This window comes from Amycolatopsis sp., assembly GCF_035276945.1.
Lineage (GTDB): Bacteria > Actinomycetota > Actinomycetes > Mycobacteriales > Pseudonocardiaceae > Amycolatopsis_E.
In genome coordinates, this window is sequence record NZ_DATELF010000072.1 from 20680 (window position 1) to 37928 (window position 17249).

A 17249-nucleotide genomic window follows, 5' to 3' on the forward strand; every position below is an offset into this window, starting at 1 on the left:
GCGTGAAGATCGGGATCGTCTGCCCGTACTCCTTCGACGTGCCCGGCGGGGTGCAGGGCCATGTCGTGGAACTGGCGAAGGCGTTGCTGGCCCGGGGACACGAGGTGTCGGTGCTGGCGCCCGGTGACGAGGACGCCGATCTGCCCGAGTTCGTCCAGGCCGCGGGGAAGGCCTTGAGCATTCCCTACAACGGCTCGGTGGCGCGGCTCCAGTTCGGCCCGGTGTCCTACGCGCGGGTGCGGCGGTGGCTCCGGGAAGGCAACTTCGACGTGCTGCACCTGCACGAGCCGGCCGCGCCGAGCCTGTCGCTGCTCGCGCTGGCCGTCGCCGACGGCCCGATCGTGGCCACCTTCCACACCTCGACACCGCGGTCTCGCACGCTTTCCGCGTTCCAGCCGGTGCTGCGCCCGCTCCAGGAGAAGATCACCGCGCGGATCGCCGTCTCCGCGCTGGCGCGGCGTGTGCAGGTCGAGCATGCGGGCGGGGACGCCGTCGAGATTCCCAACGGCGTGGACGTGGAGTTCTTTTCCCGGGCGGTGCCGCTCGAGGGCTACCCGCGGGCGGGCGGCACGATCGGCTTCGTCGGCCGGTTCACCGAGCCCCGCAAGGGCATGGAGGTCCTGCTGGACGCCGCGCGGCTGCTGCTGCCCGGCTTTCCCGGACTGCGGCTGCTGGTCGTCGGCCGGGGCGAGCCGGAGGTGCTGCGGCGCATGGCGGGCCCGGCGCTGGCCCCGCACCTCGAGCTGTTCGGCCAGGTCGACGACGCGACGAAGGCCCGTGTGCTCCGCAGCGTCGACGTCTACTGCGCCCCGAACACCGGCGGCGAGAGCTTCGGCATGATCCTGACCGAGGCGATGGCTTCCGGAACCGCGGTGGTCGCGAGCGCGCTCGACTCGTTCCGGCGGGTACTCGACGACGGCAAGGCCGGCCTGCTCGCCGCGCCCGGGGACACCGCGGCGCTCGCCGAGGCGCTGGGCGAGGTGCTCGGTGACCCGGCGAGGCGGACATCGCTGGCCGCCGCGGCGGGGGAGCGGGTGGCGATCTACGACTGGTCCGTGGTGGTCTCGCAGGTGCTGCGGGTCTACGAAACGGCCGTGGCCGCCGATCCGCGGCGGGTCAGCGAGGCGGTGGCGAACTGATGGGCTGGTTCGTCGTGGTGGTGGCCATCGTGGCGGCCGTGGTGGTGCTCGGCGGCCTGTTCCTGGTGGCGACCGCGAACCGGCTGGACCGCCTGCACGTCCGCCTGGACGCCGGCTGGGCGGCACTGGACGCGGCGCTGGCCCGGCGCGCGGTGGTGGCACGTGCCGTCGCGGCCGGTGCGCTGACCGGTGAGCAGGCGGCGTGCCTGGGACAGACCGCGGACGCGGCGGAGGCCGCGCCGAGGCCGGACCGGGAGGCGACCGAGAACGAGCTGACCCGGCGCCTCGCCGAGATCGACCGCGGCCGTCTCCCGCCCCGGCTCGCCGACGAACTGGCCGACGCCGAACAGCGCGTGGTGATCGCGCGACGGGTGCACAACGACGCCGTCCGCGACACCCTCGCCCTCCGCCGGCGGCGTAAGGTCCGCTACTTCAAGCTCGCGGGCACGGCGCCGCAGCCGGAGTACTTCGAGATCGCCGAGCCCGACTCAGCGGTCGCGCCCTAGCCCTGGGGCAAGCCGGCGGGCCCGCTGGAGTCAGAACTCGAAACCGCCGTCGCGGCCGTTGCGGTCGGCCAGCAGGCCGGCCAGGGTCGCGATGGCGATCTCCGGCGGGGTGCGCGAACCGATGTTCAACCCGACCGGCCGGTGCACACGCGCGATCTGCTCCTCCGGCACGCCGAGTTTCCGCAGCGCCTCGACGTGCGGGCCGGCGTGCCGTGGGTTGCCCATCACGCCGACCCACCGGACCGGACGGGCCAGCACGTCCCGCAGCGCGGGGCCGAGCTCGGGCCGGTGGTGGTCGGTGACCACCACCTCGGTCGCCTCGTCCAGTCCGGGCAGTTCGTCGACCACCTCGAACGTCTCGGCGGCGGCTTTGGCCTTGTCCGGGTCGGGTTCGTAGAGCACCGGCCGGTAGCCCAGGTCCAGGCCGTAGCGCAGCAGGAACCCGGCGACCGGCGAGGCGAACACGGCCAGCAGCGTCCGCCCGGCGGCCTGATGCCGGATCTCCCCTTCGCCGTGCGCGACCGCGCAGGACGGGTCGTTCTCGGGTTCAGCCATGCGCCGAATGTGCCACTCAGCGGCCGGCAAGCGCTTGCGGCAGCGGGTCGAAGCGGGCGTGCCGCCGGGTGAACGTCGCCGTGCCCGAGGTGAGCGAGCGCAGGTCGGTGGCGTACCGCAGCAACTCGGTCGCGGGCACCTCGGCCCGGATCACCGTGCGCCCGCCGCCCGCCGACTCGGTGCCCAGCACCCGCCCCCGCCTCGACGACAGGTCGCCGAGCACGGTGCCGAGATGCTCGTCGGGCAGCCGTACGGCCACCTCGTCCAGCGGTTCCAGCAGCGTGACCCGGCCGTTGGCGGCCGCGTCCTTGAGCGCGAGCGCCCCGGCCGTCTGGAAGGCCGCGTCGGAGGAGTCGACGCTGTGTGCCTTGCCGTCGACCAGGGTGACCCGGAGGTCGACCACCGGATGCCCGGCCGCCAGCCCGCGCTGGAGCTGGGCCCGCACGCCCTTCTCCACGCTCGGGATGAACTGGTGCGGGACCGCGCCGCCGACGATCCGGTCGACGAACTCGAAACCCGCGCCCCGCTCCAGGGGCTCGACCTCGATGTCGCAGACGGCGTACTGCCCGTGGCCGCCGGACTGCTTGACGTGCCGCCCGTGTCCCTTGGCCGGTCCGGCGAAGGTCTCCCGGAGGCTGACCTTGACCGGTTCGGTGTCGACCTCGGCGCCGCCCGCCCGCAGCCGGGACAGCACCACGTCGGCGTGGGCCTCGCCCATGCACCACAGCACGAGCTGGCTGGTCTCGGCGTTGCGTTCGAGCCGGAGCGTCGGGTCACCGGCCACCAGCCGGGAAAGGTTGCGCGCCAACGTGTCCTCGTCGCTGCGGTTGTGCGCGACGATCGCGACCGGCAGCAGTGGCTCCGGCATCGTCCACGGCTTCATCAGCAGCGGATGCTCCGGGGAGGACACGGTGTCGCCGGTCTCCGCCGAGCCGACCTTGGTCAGCGCGCACAGGTCCCCGGCCACGCAATAGGGCACTTCGCGGAGATTCGCGCCGAGCGGGGAGTACAGGTGCGCCACGCGCTCGTCCGCGTCGTGATCTTCGTGTCCTCGTTCGGCGAGGCCATGTCCCGAAACGTGCACCGGCCGCTCCGGCCGCAGGGTTCCGGAAAACACCCGCACGAGGGAGACCCTCCCGACGTAGGAGTCCACCGCGGTCCGCACGACCTCGGCCGCGAGCGGCCCGCCCGGGTCGGCCGCCAACTCGATGGTCTGCGTCCCGTCGATCGAGCTGATCCGGGGCAACGGGTGCTCCAGCGGTGACGGGAACGCGCGGACGATGCCGTTCAGCACCTCGGCCAGCCCGAGCGAGGTGGTCGCGCAGACCGGCATGACCGGATGGAAGCTACCCCGCGCGACCGCGGTCTCCAGATCGGAGATCAGGGTGTCCTCGGAGATCTCCTCGCCGCCGAGGTACCGGTCCATCAGGGACTCGTCCTCGCTCTCGGCGATGATCCCCTCGATCAGTTCGTTGCGCGCCTCGGTCATCCGGTCGAGGTCGGCGGGATCGGGCTCGCCGAGGGCGGGCGGGTATCCGTTCGAGTAGTCGTACAGCCGCTGCGTGATCAGCCCGATCAGGCCGGGCTCGCCGCCGCTCGCCGGCAGGTACAGCGGCAGCACCCCGGCGCCGAAGGCCTCCTGGCAGGCGGCGATCTCGCCCATCACGTCGGCGCGATGGTGGTCGAGGCGGGCGATGACGACGGCTCTCGGCATCCCGACGGCGGCGCACTCCTCCCACAGCGCGACCGTGGCCGCGTCCACGCCCTCGGACGCGGAAACGACGAACAGCGCGGCGTCGGCGGCACGCAGCCCGGCGCGCAGTTCGCCGACGAAGTCCGCGTAACCGGGCGTGTCGATCAGGTTGATCTTGACCCCGTCGTGCAGCACGGGCGCGACGGCCAGGCCGACCGATCGCTGCTGGCGGACCGCCGCCGGATCGTGGTCGCAGACCGTGGTGCCCTCCACCACGGAACCGGCCCTGTTCACGGTGCCGGACACCGTGAGCAGGGCCTCGGTGAGGGTGGTCTTGCCGGAACCGGACGGTCCCACCAGGACGACGTTGCGGACCATGCGCGGGTCGTCCACAGCGACCGCGGCCCCGGAATCACCGTTTCTGGGTTGCTTGTCGGCCATGACGCAGGCCTCCCGGGACGTCGGTGTCGTTGGGTGTGCCTTCGATCACACACCCGTTGGGCCCGCCCCGGCAACCCCGCGTTCAGGGCGCGGTTCCGCCCAGGCCGAAGTGGCCTGCCGAAATAGCATCGTACTGGACTGGGGAAGCGGTCCACCTGTCCCTAGAATTGTGGTATGTCAGAAGCTCAGCCAGCTCAGCCCACCCAGCCCGAGCGGGGCACCGCCCGCGTCAAGCGTGGCATGGCGGAAATGCTCAAGGGCGGCGTGATCATGGACGTCGTCACCCCGGACCAGGCCAAGATCGCCGAGGACGCCGGTGCGGTCGCGGTGATGGCGCTCGAGCGCGTCCCGGCCGACATCAGGGCCCAGGGCGGGGTGGCCAGGATGAGCGACCCCGACCTCATCGACGGGATCATCCAGGCGGTGTCCATCCCGGTGATGGCCAAGGCACGGATCGGCCACTTCGTGGAGGCCCAGGTCCTGCAGGCGCTCGGGGTCGACTACATCGACGAGTCCGAGGTGCTCACCCCGGCCGACTACGCCAACCACATCGACAAGTGGGCCTTCACCGTGCCCTTCGTGTGCGGGGCGACCAACCTCGGTGAGGCGCTGCGCCGGATCAACGAGGGCGCCGCGATGATCCGGTCGAAGGGCGAGGCCGGCACCGGCGACGTGTCCAACGCGACCACGCACATGCGCAAGATCCGCGCCGAGATCAGGCGGCTGGGCGCGCTGCCCGAGGACGAGCTCTTCGTCGCGGCCAAGGAACTGCAGGCGCCGTACGAGCTGGTCAAGGAGGTGGCCGAGCGCGGCAGGCTCCCGGTGGTGCTGTTCACCGCGGGCGGCATCGCGACCCCGGCCGACGCGGCGATGATGATGCAGCTCGGTGCCGAGGGTGTGTTCGTCGGCTCGGGCATCTTCAAGTCGGGCGACCCGGCCAAACGCGCGGAGGCCATCGTCAAGGCGACCACGTTCCACGACGACGCGGACGTGCTGGCCAAGGTTTCGCGCGGGCTCGGTGAGGCGATGGTCGGCATCAACGTCGGCGAGGTCCCCGAGCCGCACCGTCTGGCCGAACGCGGCTGGTAGGCGCCGGTGTCCGTGACACCCGTCGTCGGCGTGCTCGCCCTGCAGGGAGACGTGGCCGAGCACCTCGCCGCGCTCGAGCACGCCGGGGCGAAGGCCCGGCCCGTCCGTCGTCCCGGCGAGCTCGCCGAGGTGGACGGGCTCGTGCTGCCCGGGGGCGAGTCGACCACCATGTCCCGCCTGCTCGACGTGTTCGAGCTCCTCGAACCGCTGCGGGAGCGGATCGCCGGCGGCATGCCTGCCTACGGGTCGTGCGCCGGGATGATCCTGCTGGCCCGGCAGGTCCTGGACGGCCGCCCGGACCAGCGGCAGCTCGACGGGCTCGACGTCGTGGTGCGCCGCAACGCCTTCGGCAGGCAGGTGGACTCGTTCGAGGGCGTCCTCGGCTTCACCGGCGTCGGCGAACTGCCCGCGGTGTTCATCCGGGCCCCCTGGGTGGAGAAGGCGGGTGACGGGGTCGAGATACTGGCTCGTATCCCCGATACGCCCGACGCCGGGGAGGCGGCCGATAGGATCGTTGCGGTCCGGCAGGGACCGGTGCTGGCCACGGCGTTCCACCCGGAACTCACGGGGGACGAACGGGTGCACCGGCTGTTCGTGGGGATGGTGCGGGCAGCGGCCGGGACATGACGACCTATCGCGGGGCGGCCCGCGATACGAACGAGGAGGAGAGATGAGCGGCCACTCCAAGTGGGCCACCACGAAGCACAAGAAGGCCGCCCTCGACGCCAAGCGTGGCAAGCTGTTCGCGAGACTGATCAAGAACATCGAGGTCGCCGCGCGGACCGGCGGGGGCGACCCGGACGGCAACCCGACGCTCTACGACGCGATTCAGAAGGCGAAGAAGAACTCGGTCCCGCAGGACAACATCGAGCGGGCGCGCAAGCGCGGCGCCGGGGAAGAGGCCGGCGGCGCCGACTGGCAGACGATCAACTACGAGGGCTACGGCCCCAACGGCGTCGCGGTGCTGATCGAGTGCCTCACCGACAACCGCAACCGCGCCGCGTCCGAGGTGCGGACCGCGCTGACCCGCAACGGCGGTTCGCTCGCCGACCCGGGTTCGGTGGCCTATTTGTTCAACCGCAAGGGCGTGGTGATCATGCCGAAGGCCGGGCTGTCCGAGGACGACGTGCTGCTGGCCGTGCTCGACGCGGGTGCCGAGGAGGTCAACGATCTCGGCGAGAACTTCGAGATCGTGTCCGAGGCGACCGATCTGGTCGCGGTCCGCAAGGCACTGCAGGAGGCCGGGTACGACTACGAGTCGGCGGAGGCGAGCTTCCTGCCGTCGGTCAACGTGCCGCTGGACGCCGACGGTGCCAAGAAGGTCTTCAAACTGATCGACGTGCTCGAAGACTGCGACGACGTCCAGAACGTGTACGCCAACTTCGACGTTTCGGACGACGTGCTGGCCGAAGTCGGATAAGCCCTGAACCGCCCGGCGACGCGGAAAATCCCGGTGTGCGCGCACGCCGGGACTTTTCGTGTACTGGTCTGTGCGCCGCGCGGGCCATCCGGCAGAATGCGGCCATGCAGACGGAGACCGCGGAGAACCTGGCTCCCGAAGAACGGGATCTGCTCGACTGGATCGTCGCCGAGGCGGAGCGGCGGGGCAACGTGGTCATCCAGGTTCCCCGTGACGACAAGGGATCCGGCTACTGCTTCACCGCCTGCGTGTGGGCGCTGCACCAGGTGCCCGAGGCGGTGGTGATCGGTCTTCCCGAGCACATGGCGCCGATTCTGCTCGACGCCTATGTGGACCGGGCGGCCACCGGCGAGCCGTTCACGCCCGGGCACGTGTACGACGATTTCTTCGAGGGCGCCTCGGTGACGTTCGAGCGGGTCGCGCTTGGGCACTATCCCGAATACTTCGGCTGCGCCTTCCTCGTCTATCCCGACGGGGACTTTCCCGCGGTGCAGATCATCGTGGCCACCCCGGACGGGAAGTGGCCGTGGAGCGAGGACGCACCGGAGGGCTTCGCCGAATGGCAGCCGGTGCTGACCGAAAGCGGTCGCCCGGAGAGCTGGACGCCGGGCATCGACGGTCCATAGTGGACAGTGAATGTCCCGGCGCGTCCTCCCCGCGTCGCGCCGCCGCGCCCGGTAACCTCCGAACTGATGTTCGGCGAGGAGGGAAGATCAGGTGCGAGTGCTCGGTGTCGACCCCGGGCTGACGCGGTGCGGGCTGGGCGTGGTGGACGGCGGCACCGGGCGGACGGTGCGGTGCGTGGCGGTGGACGTCGTCCGCACCCCGGTGGACGCGTCGCTGGCCACCCGGCTGTTGCGGGTGTCGGACGCGGTGGAGGAGTGGCTCGACCGCTACCGTCCCGAGGCGGTGGCCGTGGAACGGGTGTTCAGCCAGCACAACGTGCGCACCGTGATGGGTACCGCGCAGGCCGGGGGAGTGGTCGCGCTGTCGGCCGCCCGCCGGGGCCTGCCGGTGGTCTTCCACACGCCCAGTGAGGTGAAGGCGGCGGTGACCGGCTCCGGCCGCGCGGACAAGGCCCAGGTCACGGGCATGGTGACCCGCCTGCTGGGGCTCGCCGAGAAGCCGAGCCCGGCCGACGCGGCGGATGCGCTCGCGCTGGCGATCTGCCATCTTTGGCGCGAACCGATGCGCGCCAGGCTCGCCGAGGCGGAGGCGCGGGCCGCGCGGCTGGCCAAGACGCACCGCGCCCGGCTGGCCGCCGCGACGAAGGCACAGAACACGAAGGCTGGTGGCAAATGATCTCCTCGGTGCGCGGCGAGGTGCTCTCCGTCGGGCTGAATCACGTGGTCGTCGAAGTGGGCGGCGTGGGGCTCGCGGTGCAGGCCACTCCGGCCACACTGGCGACCCTGCGCCGGGGCGAGCAGGTGCGGCTGCACACGGCGCTCGTGGTGCGGGAGGACTCGCTGACCCTGTTCGGCTTCGCCGACGCCGACGCCCGCGAGCTGTTCGGGCTGCTGCAGACGGTGTCCGGCATCGGGCCGCGCCTGGCACTGGCCGCACTGGCCGTGCTCGACCCGGACAAGCTGCGCACGGCGATCGCGGAAGGCAACATCACCGTGCTCACCCAGGTACCCGGCGTCGGCCGGAAGGGCGCCGAACGGCTCACGCTCGAGCTGCGTGACAAGGTGGTCGCCGCCGCCTCCGCGGACACCGTGGCCACACCGGCGACCGCCGGCGCCGTTCGGGCAGAGGTGGTGGAAGCGCTTACCGGCCTCGGCTTTCCGGCGAAACAGGCCGAGCAGGCGGTGGACAAGGTGCTCGGCGGCGGCGAGGCGAGTGACACCTCGGCCGTGCTGCGCGCGGCGCTGACCACGCTCGGGCGTAAGCGGTAGAGCCCCGGACAAGCAGGCAGGAAGCGATTGTGCACGATGACGGGGTGACCGGATTCGAAGCGGAAGAGACCCTTTCCGCGCTGCCCGAGACCGGGGAGCGCGAGGTCGAAACCACGCTGCGCCCCCGCAAGCTCGCCGAGTTCGTCGGCCAGCCGCGGGTGCGTGAGCAGCTCGAACTGGTGCTGGAGAGCGCCCGGCGCCGGGGCGTCCCGCCCGACCACGTGCTGCTGTCCGGCCCGCCCGGGCTCGGCAAGACGAGCCTCGCCATGATCATCGCCGCCGAGCTGGACGCGGCGATCCGGATCACCTCCGGGCCCGCCCTCGAGCGCGCCGGCGACCTGGCCGCGATGCTGTCCAACCTCGCCGAGGGCGACGTGCTGTTCATCGACGAGATCCACCGCGTCGCGCGCCCCGCCGAGGAGATGCTCTACCTGGCGATGGAGGACTACCGGGTGGACGTGGTCGTCGGCAAGGGCCCGGGCGCGACCAGCATCCCGCTGGAGATCGCGCCGTTCACCCTGGTCGGCGCCACCACCCGGTCCGGCGCGCTGACCGGCCCGCTGCGCGACCGGTTCGGGTTCACCGGGCAGATGGAGTTCTACGCCGACGCCGAACTCGACCAGGTGGTCCGCCGCGCGGCCACCATCCTGGGCATCGAGATCGACCCCGACGCCAGCAACGAAATCGCCCGCCGGTCGCGGGGCACGCCCCGGATCGCGAACCGGTTGCTGCGTCGCGTGCGGGACTACGCCGAGGTGCGTGCCGACGGCCGGATCACCCACGACGTCACCCGTGCGGCGCTGGAGGTCTACGACGTCGACGAGCTGGGCCTCGACCGGCTCGACCGCGCGGTGCTGGGCGCGCTGGTGCGGTCCTTCGGTGGTGGCCCGGTCGGCGTTTCGACGCTCGCGGTGGCGGTCGGCGAGGAGCCCGGCACCGTCGAGGAGGTCTGTGAGCCGTACCTGGTCCGCGCGGGTATGCTGGCCCGGACCCCGCGGGGACGGGTGGCGACCGCGACCGCGTGGGAGCATCTGGGTCTCCGCCCGCCTCCGGACTACGCTCGCTCTGAGCAGTCGAGCCTGTTCGACTAGTGTCTTGCCGGACACCCGCTGAGTTTCCCGGCGGGGCCTGGCACACTCGAGAGAGCACGTCCGGACAACTACGACCGATCAGACGGCGGGCGCGGCTCCGCCGAAAGGTGAATCATGAACTCCCAGCTACTACTGCCGTTACTCCTCATGCTCGTCGTGGCGATTCCGCTGGTGATGGGCAGCCGTAAGCAGAAGCGGGCCGCGCAGGAGCAGCAGCAGTTGCTGAGCAGCCTGTCCGAGGGCGACCGCGTGATGACCACCTCCGGCCTCTACGGCACGGTGGCCGACGCCAGCGGCGACACCACCATCGACATCGAGATCGCGCCCGGCGTGGTGACCACCTGGCTGCGGCAGGCGGTGCGGGAGAAGGTCGCCCCGGAGGTCCCCGAAGAGGACGAAGCGCTGGTCGAGGACGAGGCGACCGTGGACGAGGCCGGCGAGAGCGACAAGCCCAAGCAGACCGGTCCCCAGATCGCGCCGCCGCTCGAGCACGAAAAGAAGTAGCTCCATCCCGCCGCCCCCACTGCGCTCCCTGGGGGCAAGCCGCCGGACCCCCGCGTCGCCGCACGATCGCGGAGTGACGCCGGGGGTCAACGCTGCGCTCACGGCGTGGCGAGTACCCTCTCGAGGGGACCTGGGGCAACCTCCAGGTCTTCCGGTTTTTCCGGTGACGTAGCGCAAGATCCACTTCGAGGAGAACGACCACCGTGGCACCACCGGCCGGGCGGATCCGCCCGGGACGCTATCTCGGCTTCTTCGTGTTCATCGTGGTCTTGCTCTACGCGCTGGTGTTCCTCACCGGCAACGGCAAGGCGACGCCGAAGCTGGGCATCGACCTGCAGGGCGGCACCCGGGTCACGCTGACCGCGCGCACCCCGGACGGCTCCGCCCCGTCGAAGGACTCGCTCAACCAGGCCCGCCAGATCATCGAGCGGCGGGTCAACGGCATCGGCGTGGCCGGCACCGAGGTGCTGCTGGACGGCAACAACATCGTCATCACCGTGCCGGGCGAGCAGGGCGACCAGGCCAAGAAGCTCGGCCAGACGGCGAAGCTCGGCTTCCGCAAGGTGCTCGACGCGCAGACGGCCACCACACCGCCGGTCGCGAACCCCGCGCCCGCCACCGAGGCCGAGTCCGCGGCGCAGATCCAGCAGGCGAAGGCGGCCCGCCAGGCGACCATGCTGGTCACCGGCACCGGGGACAGCCTCGCCGAGTCGCCCACCGCGCAGCAGACGCTGGCCGGCTACGCCTGCACCACGCAGGACCCGTTGCGCGGCAACGACGACCCGAACCTGCCGCTGCTGACCTGCAACCGGGACGGCAGCGAGAAGTACCTGCTGGGCCCGGTGTTCCTGCAGGGCACCGAGATCGACAACGCGGTGGCGTCCCCGCCGGCCCAGAACAAGGCGGGCTGGACCGTCGACCTGAACTTCAAGTCGGCCGGACGGCAGATCTGGGCGGACTTCACCTCGAAGAACGTGCAGCAGCGGGCGGCATTCGTGCTGGACACCCAGGTGGTCTCGGCGCCGACCATCCAGAACGCGATCGTGGACGGCAACACGCAGATCAGCGGGTCGTTCACGCAGCAGCAGACCAAGGACCTCGCCGACATCCTCAAGTACGGCTCGCTGCCGCTGTCGTTCACCTCCTCCGACGCGGTCACCGTTTCGGCCACGCTCGGCCTGGCTTCGCTGAAGGCCGGGCTGATCGCGGGCGGTCTCGGCCTCGCGCTGGTGTTCGTCTACTGCCTGTTCTACTACCGCCTGCTCGGCGCGCTGACGGTCGTCTCGCTGGCGCTGTCGGGCCTGATCGTGTACGCGGTCCTGGTGCTGCTGGGCCGGTGGATCGGGTTCACCCTGGACCTCGCCGGCGTCGCCGGGTTCATCATCGCCATCGGTGTCACCGCGGACTCCTTCGTGGTGTTCTTCGAACGGCTCAAGGACGAGATCCGCGAAGGCGGGCGAAGTTTCCGCTCCGCGGTGCCACGCGGCTGGACGCGGGCGCGGCGCACGATCCTCGCCTCCGACGCGGTCATGTTCCTCGCCTCGGCGGTGCTGTACGCGATCGCGGTCGGCGACGTCCAGGGCTTCGCCTTCACCCTCGGCCTGTCCACGGTGCTCGACCTGGTGGTGGTGTTCCTGGTGACCCACCCGCTGGTGGCGCTGGCGGCGAACTCGAAGACACTGTCCAACCCGAAGCTCACCGGCCTGGGCGGTGTGCAGACGCTCGCGGCCGAGCGCCGGTCCACCCGCAAGGCCGCCGGTGCAGCCGTGAAGGAGGCGTGACGTGGCCGGCACTGGCACGGGTAGCGAAACCACCAAAAACACCGAAACCACCGAAACCACCGAAACCCCGGCCAGGAAGGGTTCGCTGTTCCACCGGCTCTACGTGGGCACGGGCGCGTTCGACATCGTCGGCAAGCGCAAGCGGTGGTACATCTTATTCGGCGCGCTGGTGCTGGTGTGCATCGCTTCGATCGGCATCCGGGGCTTCAACCTGGGCATCGAGTTCGAGGGCGGCACCCAGCTCCAGCTGCCCGGCCACGGCACGCATGGGGTGATCAGCCCCGCGCAGGCCGGCCAGGTGTTCGCCGACGCGACCGGAAAGCAGCCGTCCTCGACCCAGACGGTCGGCGTGGGCAACGCGGCGACCGTGCAGATCCGGTCCGAGTCCCTTGACGCTCCCACGGTGGCGAAGGCCAAGGAAGCGCTGTTCACCCAGTTGCAGCCGATCGGCGCCAACGGCCAGCCGAGCGTCCAGTCGATCAGCGACAGCGCGGTGAGCGCGTCGTGGGGCCAGGAGATCTCCCAGAAGGCGCTGATCGCGCTCGGCGTGTTCATCGTGCTGGTGACCGCCTTCCTGACGATCTACTTCGAACGCTGGATGGCGCTGGCGGCGCTGATCTCGCTGGTGCACGACATCCTCGTCACCGCGGGCATCTACTCGCTGGTGGGTTTCGAGGTCACCCCGGCGACCGTGATCGGCCTGCTGACCATCCTCGGGTTTTCGCTGTACGACACGGTGGTGGTGTTCGACAAGGTCAAGGAGAACACCCGCGGCCTGCTCGGGCTGACCCGCCGCACCTACGCCGAGACCGCGAACCTGGCGCTCAACCAGACCCTGATGCGCTCGATCAACACCTCGGTCATCGCGCTGCTGCCGGTGCTCGGCCTGCTCATCGTCGGGTACTTCCTGCTCGGCTCGGGCACCCTGCAGGATCTCGCGCTCGTCCAGCTCACCGGCATGCTGGCCGGTGTGATGTCCTCGCTGTTCCTGGCGACCCCGCTGCTGGTCGACTTCAAGATGCGCGACCCGCGATTCCGCCAGCAGGCGGACCGGGTGCGGGCCCGCCGGGCGAACGCGGCTCGCAAAGCCGCCGAGGCGGAGCCGGAACCGGCAGGCGGCGAGGCCGCCGGGGTGTCCGGCGAGGCCGGGAAGGCTGGGAAGTCCGGGAAGGCTGGGAATTCCGAGGAATCCGCGCAGCGCCGGGAAAAGGTCTATGCGGCCGCGTCGGCCGTGCCGGGCCGCACCCCGAAGGCGCAGCCGCGGCGTGGCCGCCCCTCGGGCAAGCGGAAACGCTGACGGCCCATGGATCTCGACGCCGCGCTCGGGCTGATCGCGGAGGTACCCGATTTTCCTGAGCCGGGTGTGCGCTTCCGCGACCTCTCGCCGCTGTTCGCGCACGGCGAGGGATTCGCCGCCGTGGTGGACGCGCTGGCCGCGACCGTGGAGCCGGAGGTCGAGCTGCTGGCGGCGGTCGAGGCGCGCGGGTTCATGCTCGCCTCGGCGATCGGCTACGCCCGCGGGCTTGGTGTCGTCCTGGTGCGCAAGCCCGGCAAGCTGCCCGCCGTCGCGGGCCGCGTCGACTACGCGCTCGAGTACGGCACGGCCACGCTCGAGCTGCCGGCCGGGGTCGTCCGCCCCGGCGCAGAGGTGACCGTCGTCGACGACGTGCTGGCCACCGGGGGCACGGTCGACGCCGCCTGCCGGTTGCTGGAGCAGGCCGGAGCCTCGGTGACCGGGGTCTCGGTGGTGCTCGAACTCGGGGCGCTCGACGGCCGCGCCGCCCTGGTGGGCCGGAAAGTCACCTCGCTCGCGCTCGTCCCCTGAACGCGAAGCCGCCGGCCCCGAAAACCGGGGCCGGCGGCCGGTTCCTCGCCCGCTACAGCACGCGAAGCCGGTAGGTCGCGCTGAAATTCAGTTGCAGGTCCGGAATGGACGCGCCGAAGGTGATCGTGTGCTCGCCGCGCGGAAGCGGTTCCAGCAGGATCCAGAACCCGTCGGACACCGCCTCGGTGCGGCGCCCGGACGCCTCGTCCGGAATTCCCACCAGGTTTCCGCGAACGGGCCGCAGCGTGAAGGGCGGCGGCGGGGAAGCCGCGCGGTAGCCGGTCAGATCCGGCACGGCTTGCCCGTCGACGGTCGCCGTCAACTGCGAGTTCGGGTGGGTGGCGTAGTCGGCCTGTGCGCCGGCGCAGGCGAGCAGCGCGTCATAGTCGGTACCGCTCGGGCTCGCCGGGACCGGGCAGGTCTGGCCAGGATGCTGCTGTTCCCACAGGTTCGCCTCCGCCACCGACCATTCCGCGGTGAAGGCCGGGAAGAGGATGCCCCGGTGGGGAGGCACCACGCAGCTGGTGTCGGCCGGTGCCGACAGGAAGTAGACGGGACCCGATTCGGCGGGACAGTGGCTGAACGACCGCCTGGCCGCGGCCCATTGCCACCACGCCTCGCTCCACTCACCGTAGGTCTTTCCCTGGTAGGTGGAATCGATCGGGACGACCACCGGCGAGGTGGCCGCGGACGCCGTGACCGGGGCGACGACCGCGGCGGCCACGGTCGCGAGGACCACGGCGATGCTTCGCCAGTGCGAGCCGGCAAGATTCATTCTGGGCAAACTCCTTAACGTCGGTTGTCGGAAGGCGGAAACGCATCGGTGATGATTCTCCTGGGGCGTCACGGAAAAGTGACCCCATCGTCACGCGGGGCGGGCGGCGCCGCCTGTCTTCGGAGGGCGGTAAGGCCATCTGGCGGGACGCGTTACGCTTGATGTTCCAGAGGTCAGGCGAACGGCGATGGCTGGAGGCCGGTTGAGCCAGGAGCTCCACTCCGCGACACCCGCCCAGGATGGCGCGTTGACACCGCCGCACGGCGTGACCAGGGCTCCGTCGGCGACACGGCGGGTGCGTGCCCGGCTGGCGCGCCGGATCACCGCGCAGCGCGCCGCCTCCGTCAAGCAGGTGCTCGAACCCCTGGCGGCCATCCACCGCGAACTCCACCCGAACGCCGACCTCAGCCTGCTTCAGCGCGCCTACGACGTCGCCGAGGAACTACACCGCGACCAGCGGCGCAAGTCCGGCGACCCGTACATCACACACCCCCTGGCCGTCGCGACGATCCTGGCCGAGCTGGGCATGGACACGATCACCCTGGTCGCCGCGCTCCTGCACGACACGGTCGAGGACACCGGCTATTCGCTGGAGAAGCTGGCCGAGGACTTCGGCGACAAGGTGGCCCAGCTCGTCGACGGCGTCACCAAGCTGGACAAGGTCAAGCTCGGCACGGCCGCCGAGGCCGAGACCATCCGCAAGATGGTCATCGCCATGGCGCGGGATCCGCGGGTGCTGGTCATCAAGCTCGCCGACCGGCTGCACAACATGCGCACCATGCGCTTCCTGCCGCCGGAGAAGCAGGCGCGCAAGGCGAAGGAGACCCTGGAGGTCCTGGCCCCGCTGGCGCACCGGCTGGGCATGGCGACCGTCAAATGGGAGCTGGAGGACCTCGCCTTCGCGATCCTGCAGCCCAAGAAGTACGACGAGATCGTCCGCCTGGTCGCCCAGCGCGCGCCGTCCCGCGACATCTACTTGCGCAAGGTGATCGACGAGCTGACCGGCAGCCTGGGCAACTCGCGGATCACCGCGAAGGTCGAGGGCCGGCCGAAGCACTACTACTCGATCCACCAGAAGATGATCGTTCGCGGCCGCGACCTCGACGACATCCACGACCTGGTCGGCGTGCGGATCCTGGTCGAGGACGTGCGGGACTGCTACGCGGCGATGGGCGTGGTGCACGCGCTGTGGCAGCCGATGCCCGGCCGGTTCAAGGACTACATCGCGCAGCCGCGGTTCGGGGTGTACCAGTCCCTGCACACCACGGTCATCGGGCCCGAGGGAAAGCCACTGGAGGTGCAGATCCGCACCTACGAGATGCACCACACCGCCGAGTACGGCATCGCGGCGCACTGGCGGTACAAGGAAACACGCGGGACCCACACCAGCAACAGCGCGAACGCCGTCGACATCGACGAAATGGCGTGGATGCGGCAGCTCCTCGACTGGCAGCGCGAGGCCGCGGATCCCGGTGAGTTCCTCGACTCGCTGCGGTACGAGCTCGCCGCCCGCGAGATCTTCGTGTTCACGCCCAAGGGCGACGTGGTGACCCTGCCGGTCGGTGGCACTCCGGTGGACTTCGCCTACGCGGTGCACACCGAGGTGGGGCACCGGTGCATCGGCGCCCGCGTCAACGGGCGGCTGGTCGCGCTCGAGCGCAAGCTGGAAAACGGCGACGTGGTCGAGATCTTCACGTCGAAGGCCGAGAACGCCGGCCCGAGCCGGGACTGGCTGTCGTTCGCCAAGTCGCCCAAGGCCAGGGCGAAGATCCGCCAGTGGTTCGCCAAGGAACGCCGGGACGAGGCGATCGAGGCGGGCAAGGAGGCCATCACCAAGGAGGTCCGCAAGATCGGCCTGCCGATGCAGCGGCTGATCTCCGCGGAGAACATGGGTTCGCTCGCGGTCGAGTTGCGGCACCCGGACATCAGCTCGCTCTACGCGGCCGTCGGCGAGGGCCACACCAGCGCGAAGCACGTGGTGCAGCGGCTGGTGACGCTCATCGGCGGGGTCGACGAGGCGGAGGAGGAGCTGGCCGCGCGCTCGACGCCGTCCACGGTGACCCGGCGGCGGGGCTCCAACGACGTGGGCGTGATCGTCAAGGGCGCCAGCGACGTCTGGGCCAAGCTCGCCCGGTGCTGCACCCCGGTGCCCGGCGACGAGATCCTCGGGTTCGTCACCCGCGGCGGCGGGGTCAGCGTGCACCGCACGGACTGCACGAACGCCGGCGACCTGCGCAAGCAGCCGGAGCGGCTGGTCGAGGTCGAGTGGGCGCCGTCGGAGAACTCGGTGTTCCTGGTGTCCATCCAGGTGGAGGCTTTGGACCGGCACCGCTTGCTGTCCGACATCACCAAGGTGCTCGCCGACGAGAAGGTCAACATCCTGTCCGCGTCGGTGCAGACCTCGCGGGACCGGGTGGCGGTGAGCCGGTTCTCCTTCGAGATGGGCGATCCCAAGCACCTCGGGCACGTGCTCAAGGTGGTGCGCGGGGTGGAGGGCGTCTATGACGTGTACCGGGTCACGTCGGCCTCCTGAAC

17 protein-coding genes are annotated in these 17249 nt (G+C 70.9%); 14 read left to right on the plus strand and 3 right to left on the minus strand.

What is annotated here, in order from left to right; translation table 11 throughout:
- The first annotated feature begins 2 nt into the window (after positions 1-2).
- Positions 3-1139, plus strand: a complete 1137-nt coding sequence (locus tag VJT49_RS12300) for a glycosyltransferase family 4 protein (protein WP_324164898.1) — start codon at positions 3-5, stop codon at positions 1137-1139.
- Positions 1139-1645 (plus strand): NUDIX hydrolase, encoded by a 507-nt coding sequence (locus VJT49_RS12305; protein WP_324164899.1) that lies wholly within the window; start codon positions 1139-1141, stop codon positions 1643-1645. Before VJT49_RS12300 ends, VJT49_RS12305 begins: the two co-directional genes overlap by 1 nt.
- A 30-nt stretch (positions 1646-1675) precedes the next feature.
- Here the strand turns inward: VJT49_RS12305 and VJT49_RS12310 are convergent, their stop codons facing one another.
- On the minus strand, positions 1676-2200 hold the full coding sequence (locus VJT49_RS12310; protein ID WP_324164900.1) for an XdhC family protein: 525 nt from the start codon (positions 2198-2200) through the stop codon (positions 1676-1678).
- Between the two features lie 16 nt (positions 2201-2216).
- A complete protein-coding gene (locus VJT49_RS12315; RefSeq protein WP_324164901.1) occupies positions 2217-4334 on the minus strand; it encodes an elongation factor G-like protein EF-G2 in 2118 nt (705 codons plus the stop codon).
- 174 nt (positions 4335-4508) lie between these two features.
- Between VJT49_RS12315 and pdxS the strand changes: the two genes are divergently transcribed.
- The 11 genes from pdxS to VJT49_RS12370 all read left to right on the plus strand — a co-directional run bounded on the left by pdxS (position 4509) and on the right by VJT49_RS12370 (position 13939).
- Complete coding sequence (pdxS, locus tag VJT49_RS12320) at positions 4509-5423, plus strand: pyridoxal 5'-phosphate synthase lyase subunit PdxS (protein WP_324164902.1); 915 nt, start codon at positions 4509-4511, stop codon at positions 5421-5423.
- A gap of 6 nt (positions 5424-5429) precedes the next feature.
- Positions 5430-6050 (plus strand): pyridoxal 5'-phosphate synthase glutaminase subunit PdxT, encoded by a 621-nt coding sequence (gene pdxT / locus VJT49_RS12325; protein ID WP_324164903.1) that lies wholly within the window; start codon positions 5430-5432, stop codon positions 6048-6050.
- A 43-nt stretch (positions 6051-6093) separates the two neighbouring features.
- On the plus strand, positions 6094-6843 hold the full coding sequence (locus tag VJT49_RS12330) for a YebC/PmpR family DNA-binding transcriptional regulator (protein WP_324164904.1): 750 nt from the start codon (positions 6094-6096) through the stop codon (positions 6841-6843).
- A 104-nt stretch (positions 6844-6947) separates the two neighbouring features.
- Positions 6948-7469, plus strand: coding sequence for a DUF4262 domain-containing protein (locus tag VJT49_RS12335; protein ID WP_324164905.1), 522 nt, complete (start codon positions 6948-6950; stop codon positions 7467-7469).
- Between the two features lie 91 nt (positions 7470-7560).
- On the plus strand, positions 7561-8145 hold the full coding sequence (gene ruvC / locus VJT49_RS12340) for a crossover junction endodeoxyribonuclease RuvC (protein WP_324164906.1): 585 nt from the start codon (positions 7561-7563) through the stop codon (positions 8143-8145).
- Positions 8142-8738: a Holliday junction branch migration protein RuvA gene (gene ruvA / locus VJT49_RS12345; RefSeq protein ID WP_324164907.1), complete on the plus strand. Its 597-nt coding sequence runs from the start codon at positions 8142-8144 to the stop codon at positions 8736-8738. Before ruvC ends, ruvA begins: the two co-directional genes overlap by 4 nt.
- Before the next feature lie 29 nt (positions 8739-8767).
- Positions 8768-9829 carry a Holliday junction branch migration DNA helicase RuvB gene (ruvB, locus tag VJT49_RS12350; protein WP_324164908.1) on the plus strand — a complete coding sequence of 354 codons (1062 nt, stop codon included), beginning with the start codon at positions 8768-8770 and terminating at the stop codon, positions 9827-9829.
- A gap of 114 nt (positions 9830-9943) precedes the next feature.
- A complete protein-coding gene (gene yajC, locus VJT49_RS12355) occupies positions 9944-10333 on the plus strand; it encodes a preprotein translocase subunit YajC (protein ID WP_324164909.1) in 390 nt (129 codons plus the stop codon).
- A gap of 203 nt (positions 10334-10536) precedes the next feature.
- A complete protein-coding gene (gene secD / locus VJT49_RS12360; RefSeq protein ID WP_324164910.1) occupies positions 10537-12114 on the plus strand; it encodes a protein translocase subunit SecD in 1578 nt (525 codons plus the stop codon).
- A gap of 85 nt (positions 12115-12199) precedes the next feature.
- Positions 12200-13411 (plus strand): protein translocase subunit SecF, encoded by a 1212-nt coding sequence (gene secF / locus VJT49_RS12365; protein WP_324164985.1) that lies wholly within the window; start codon positions 12200-12202, stop codon positions 13409-13411.
- A gap of 6 nt (positions 13412-13417) precedes the next feature.
- On the plus strand, positions 13418-13939 hold the full coding sequence (locus VJT49_RS12370) for an adenine phosphoribosyltransferase (RefSeq protein WP_324164911.1): 522 nt from the start codon (positions 13418-13420) through the stop codon (positions 13937-13939).
- Positions 13940-13991: 52 nt separating this feature from the next.
- On the opposite strand, the gene VJT49_RS12375 is transcribed toward VJT49_RS12370, so the two are convergent.
- The gene (locus tag VJT49_RS12375; RefSeq protein WP_324164912.1) at positions 13992-14714 is read right to left on the minus strand and encodes a hypothetical protein; all 723 of its coding nucleotides are present in this window, start codon (positions 14712-14714) and stop codon (positions 13992-13994) included.
- A 202-nt stretch (positions 14715-14916) separates the two neighbouring features.
- Here VJT49_RS12375 and VJT49_RS12380 point away from each other — a divergent pair, with 202 nt between their 5' ends.
- Entirely contained in the window at positions 14917-17247 is a 2331-nt protein-coding gene (locus tag VJT49_RS12380; RefSeq protein WP_324164913.1) for a bifunctional (p)ppGpp synthetase/guanosine-3',5'-bis(diphosphate) 3'-pyrophosphohydrolase, read from the plus strand.
- Positions 17248-17249 lie beyond the last annotated feature (2 nt).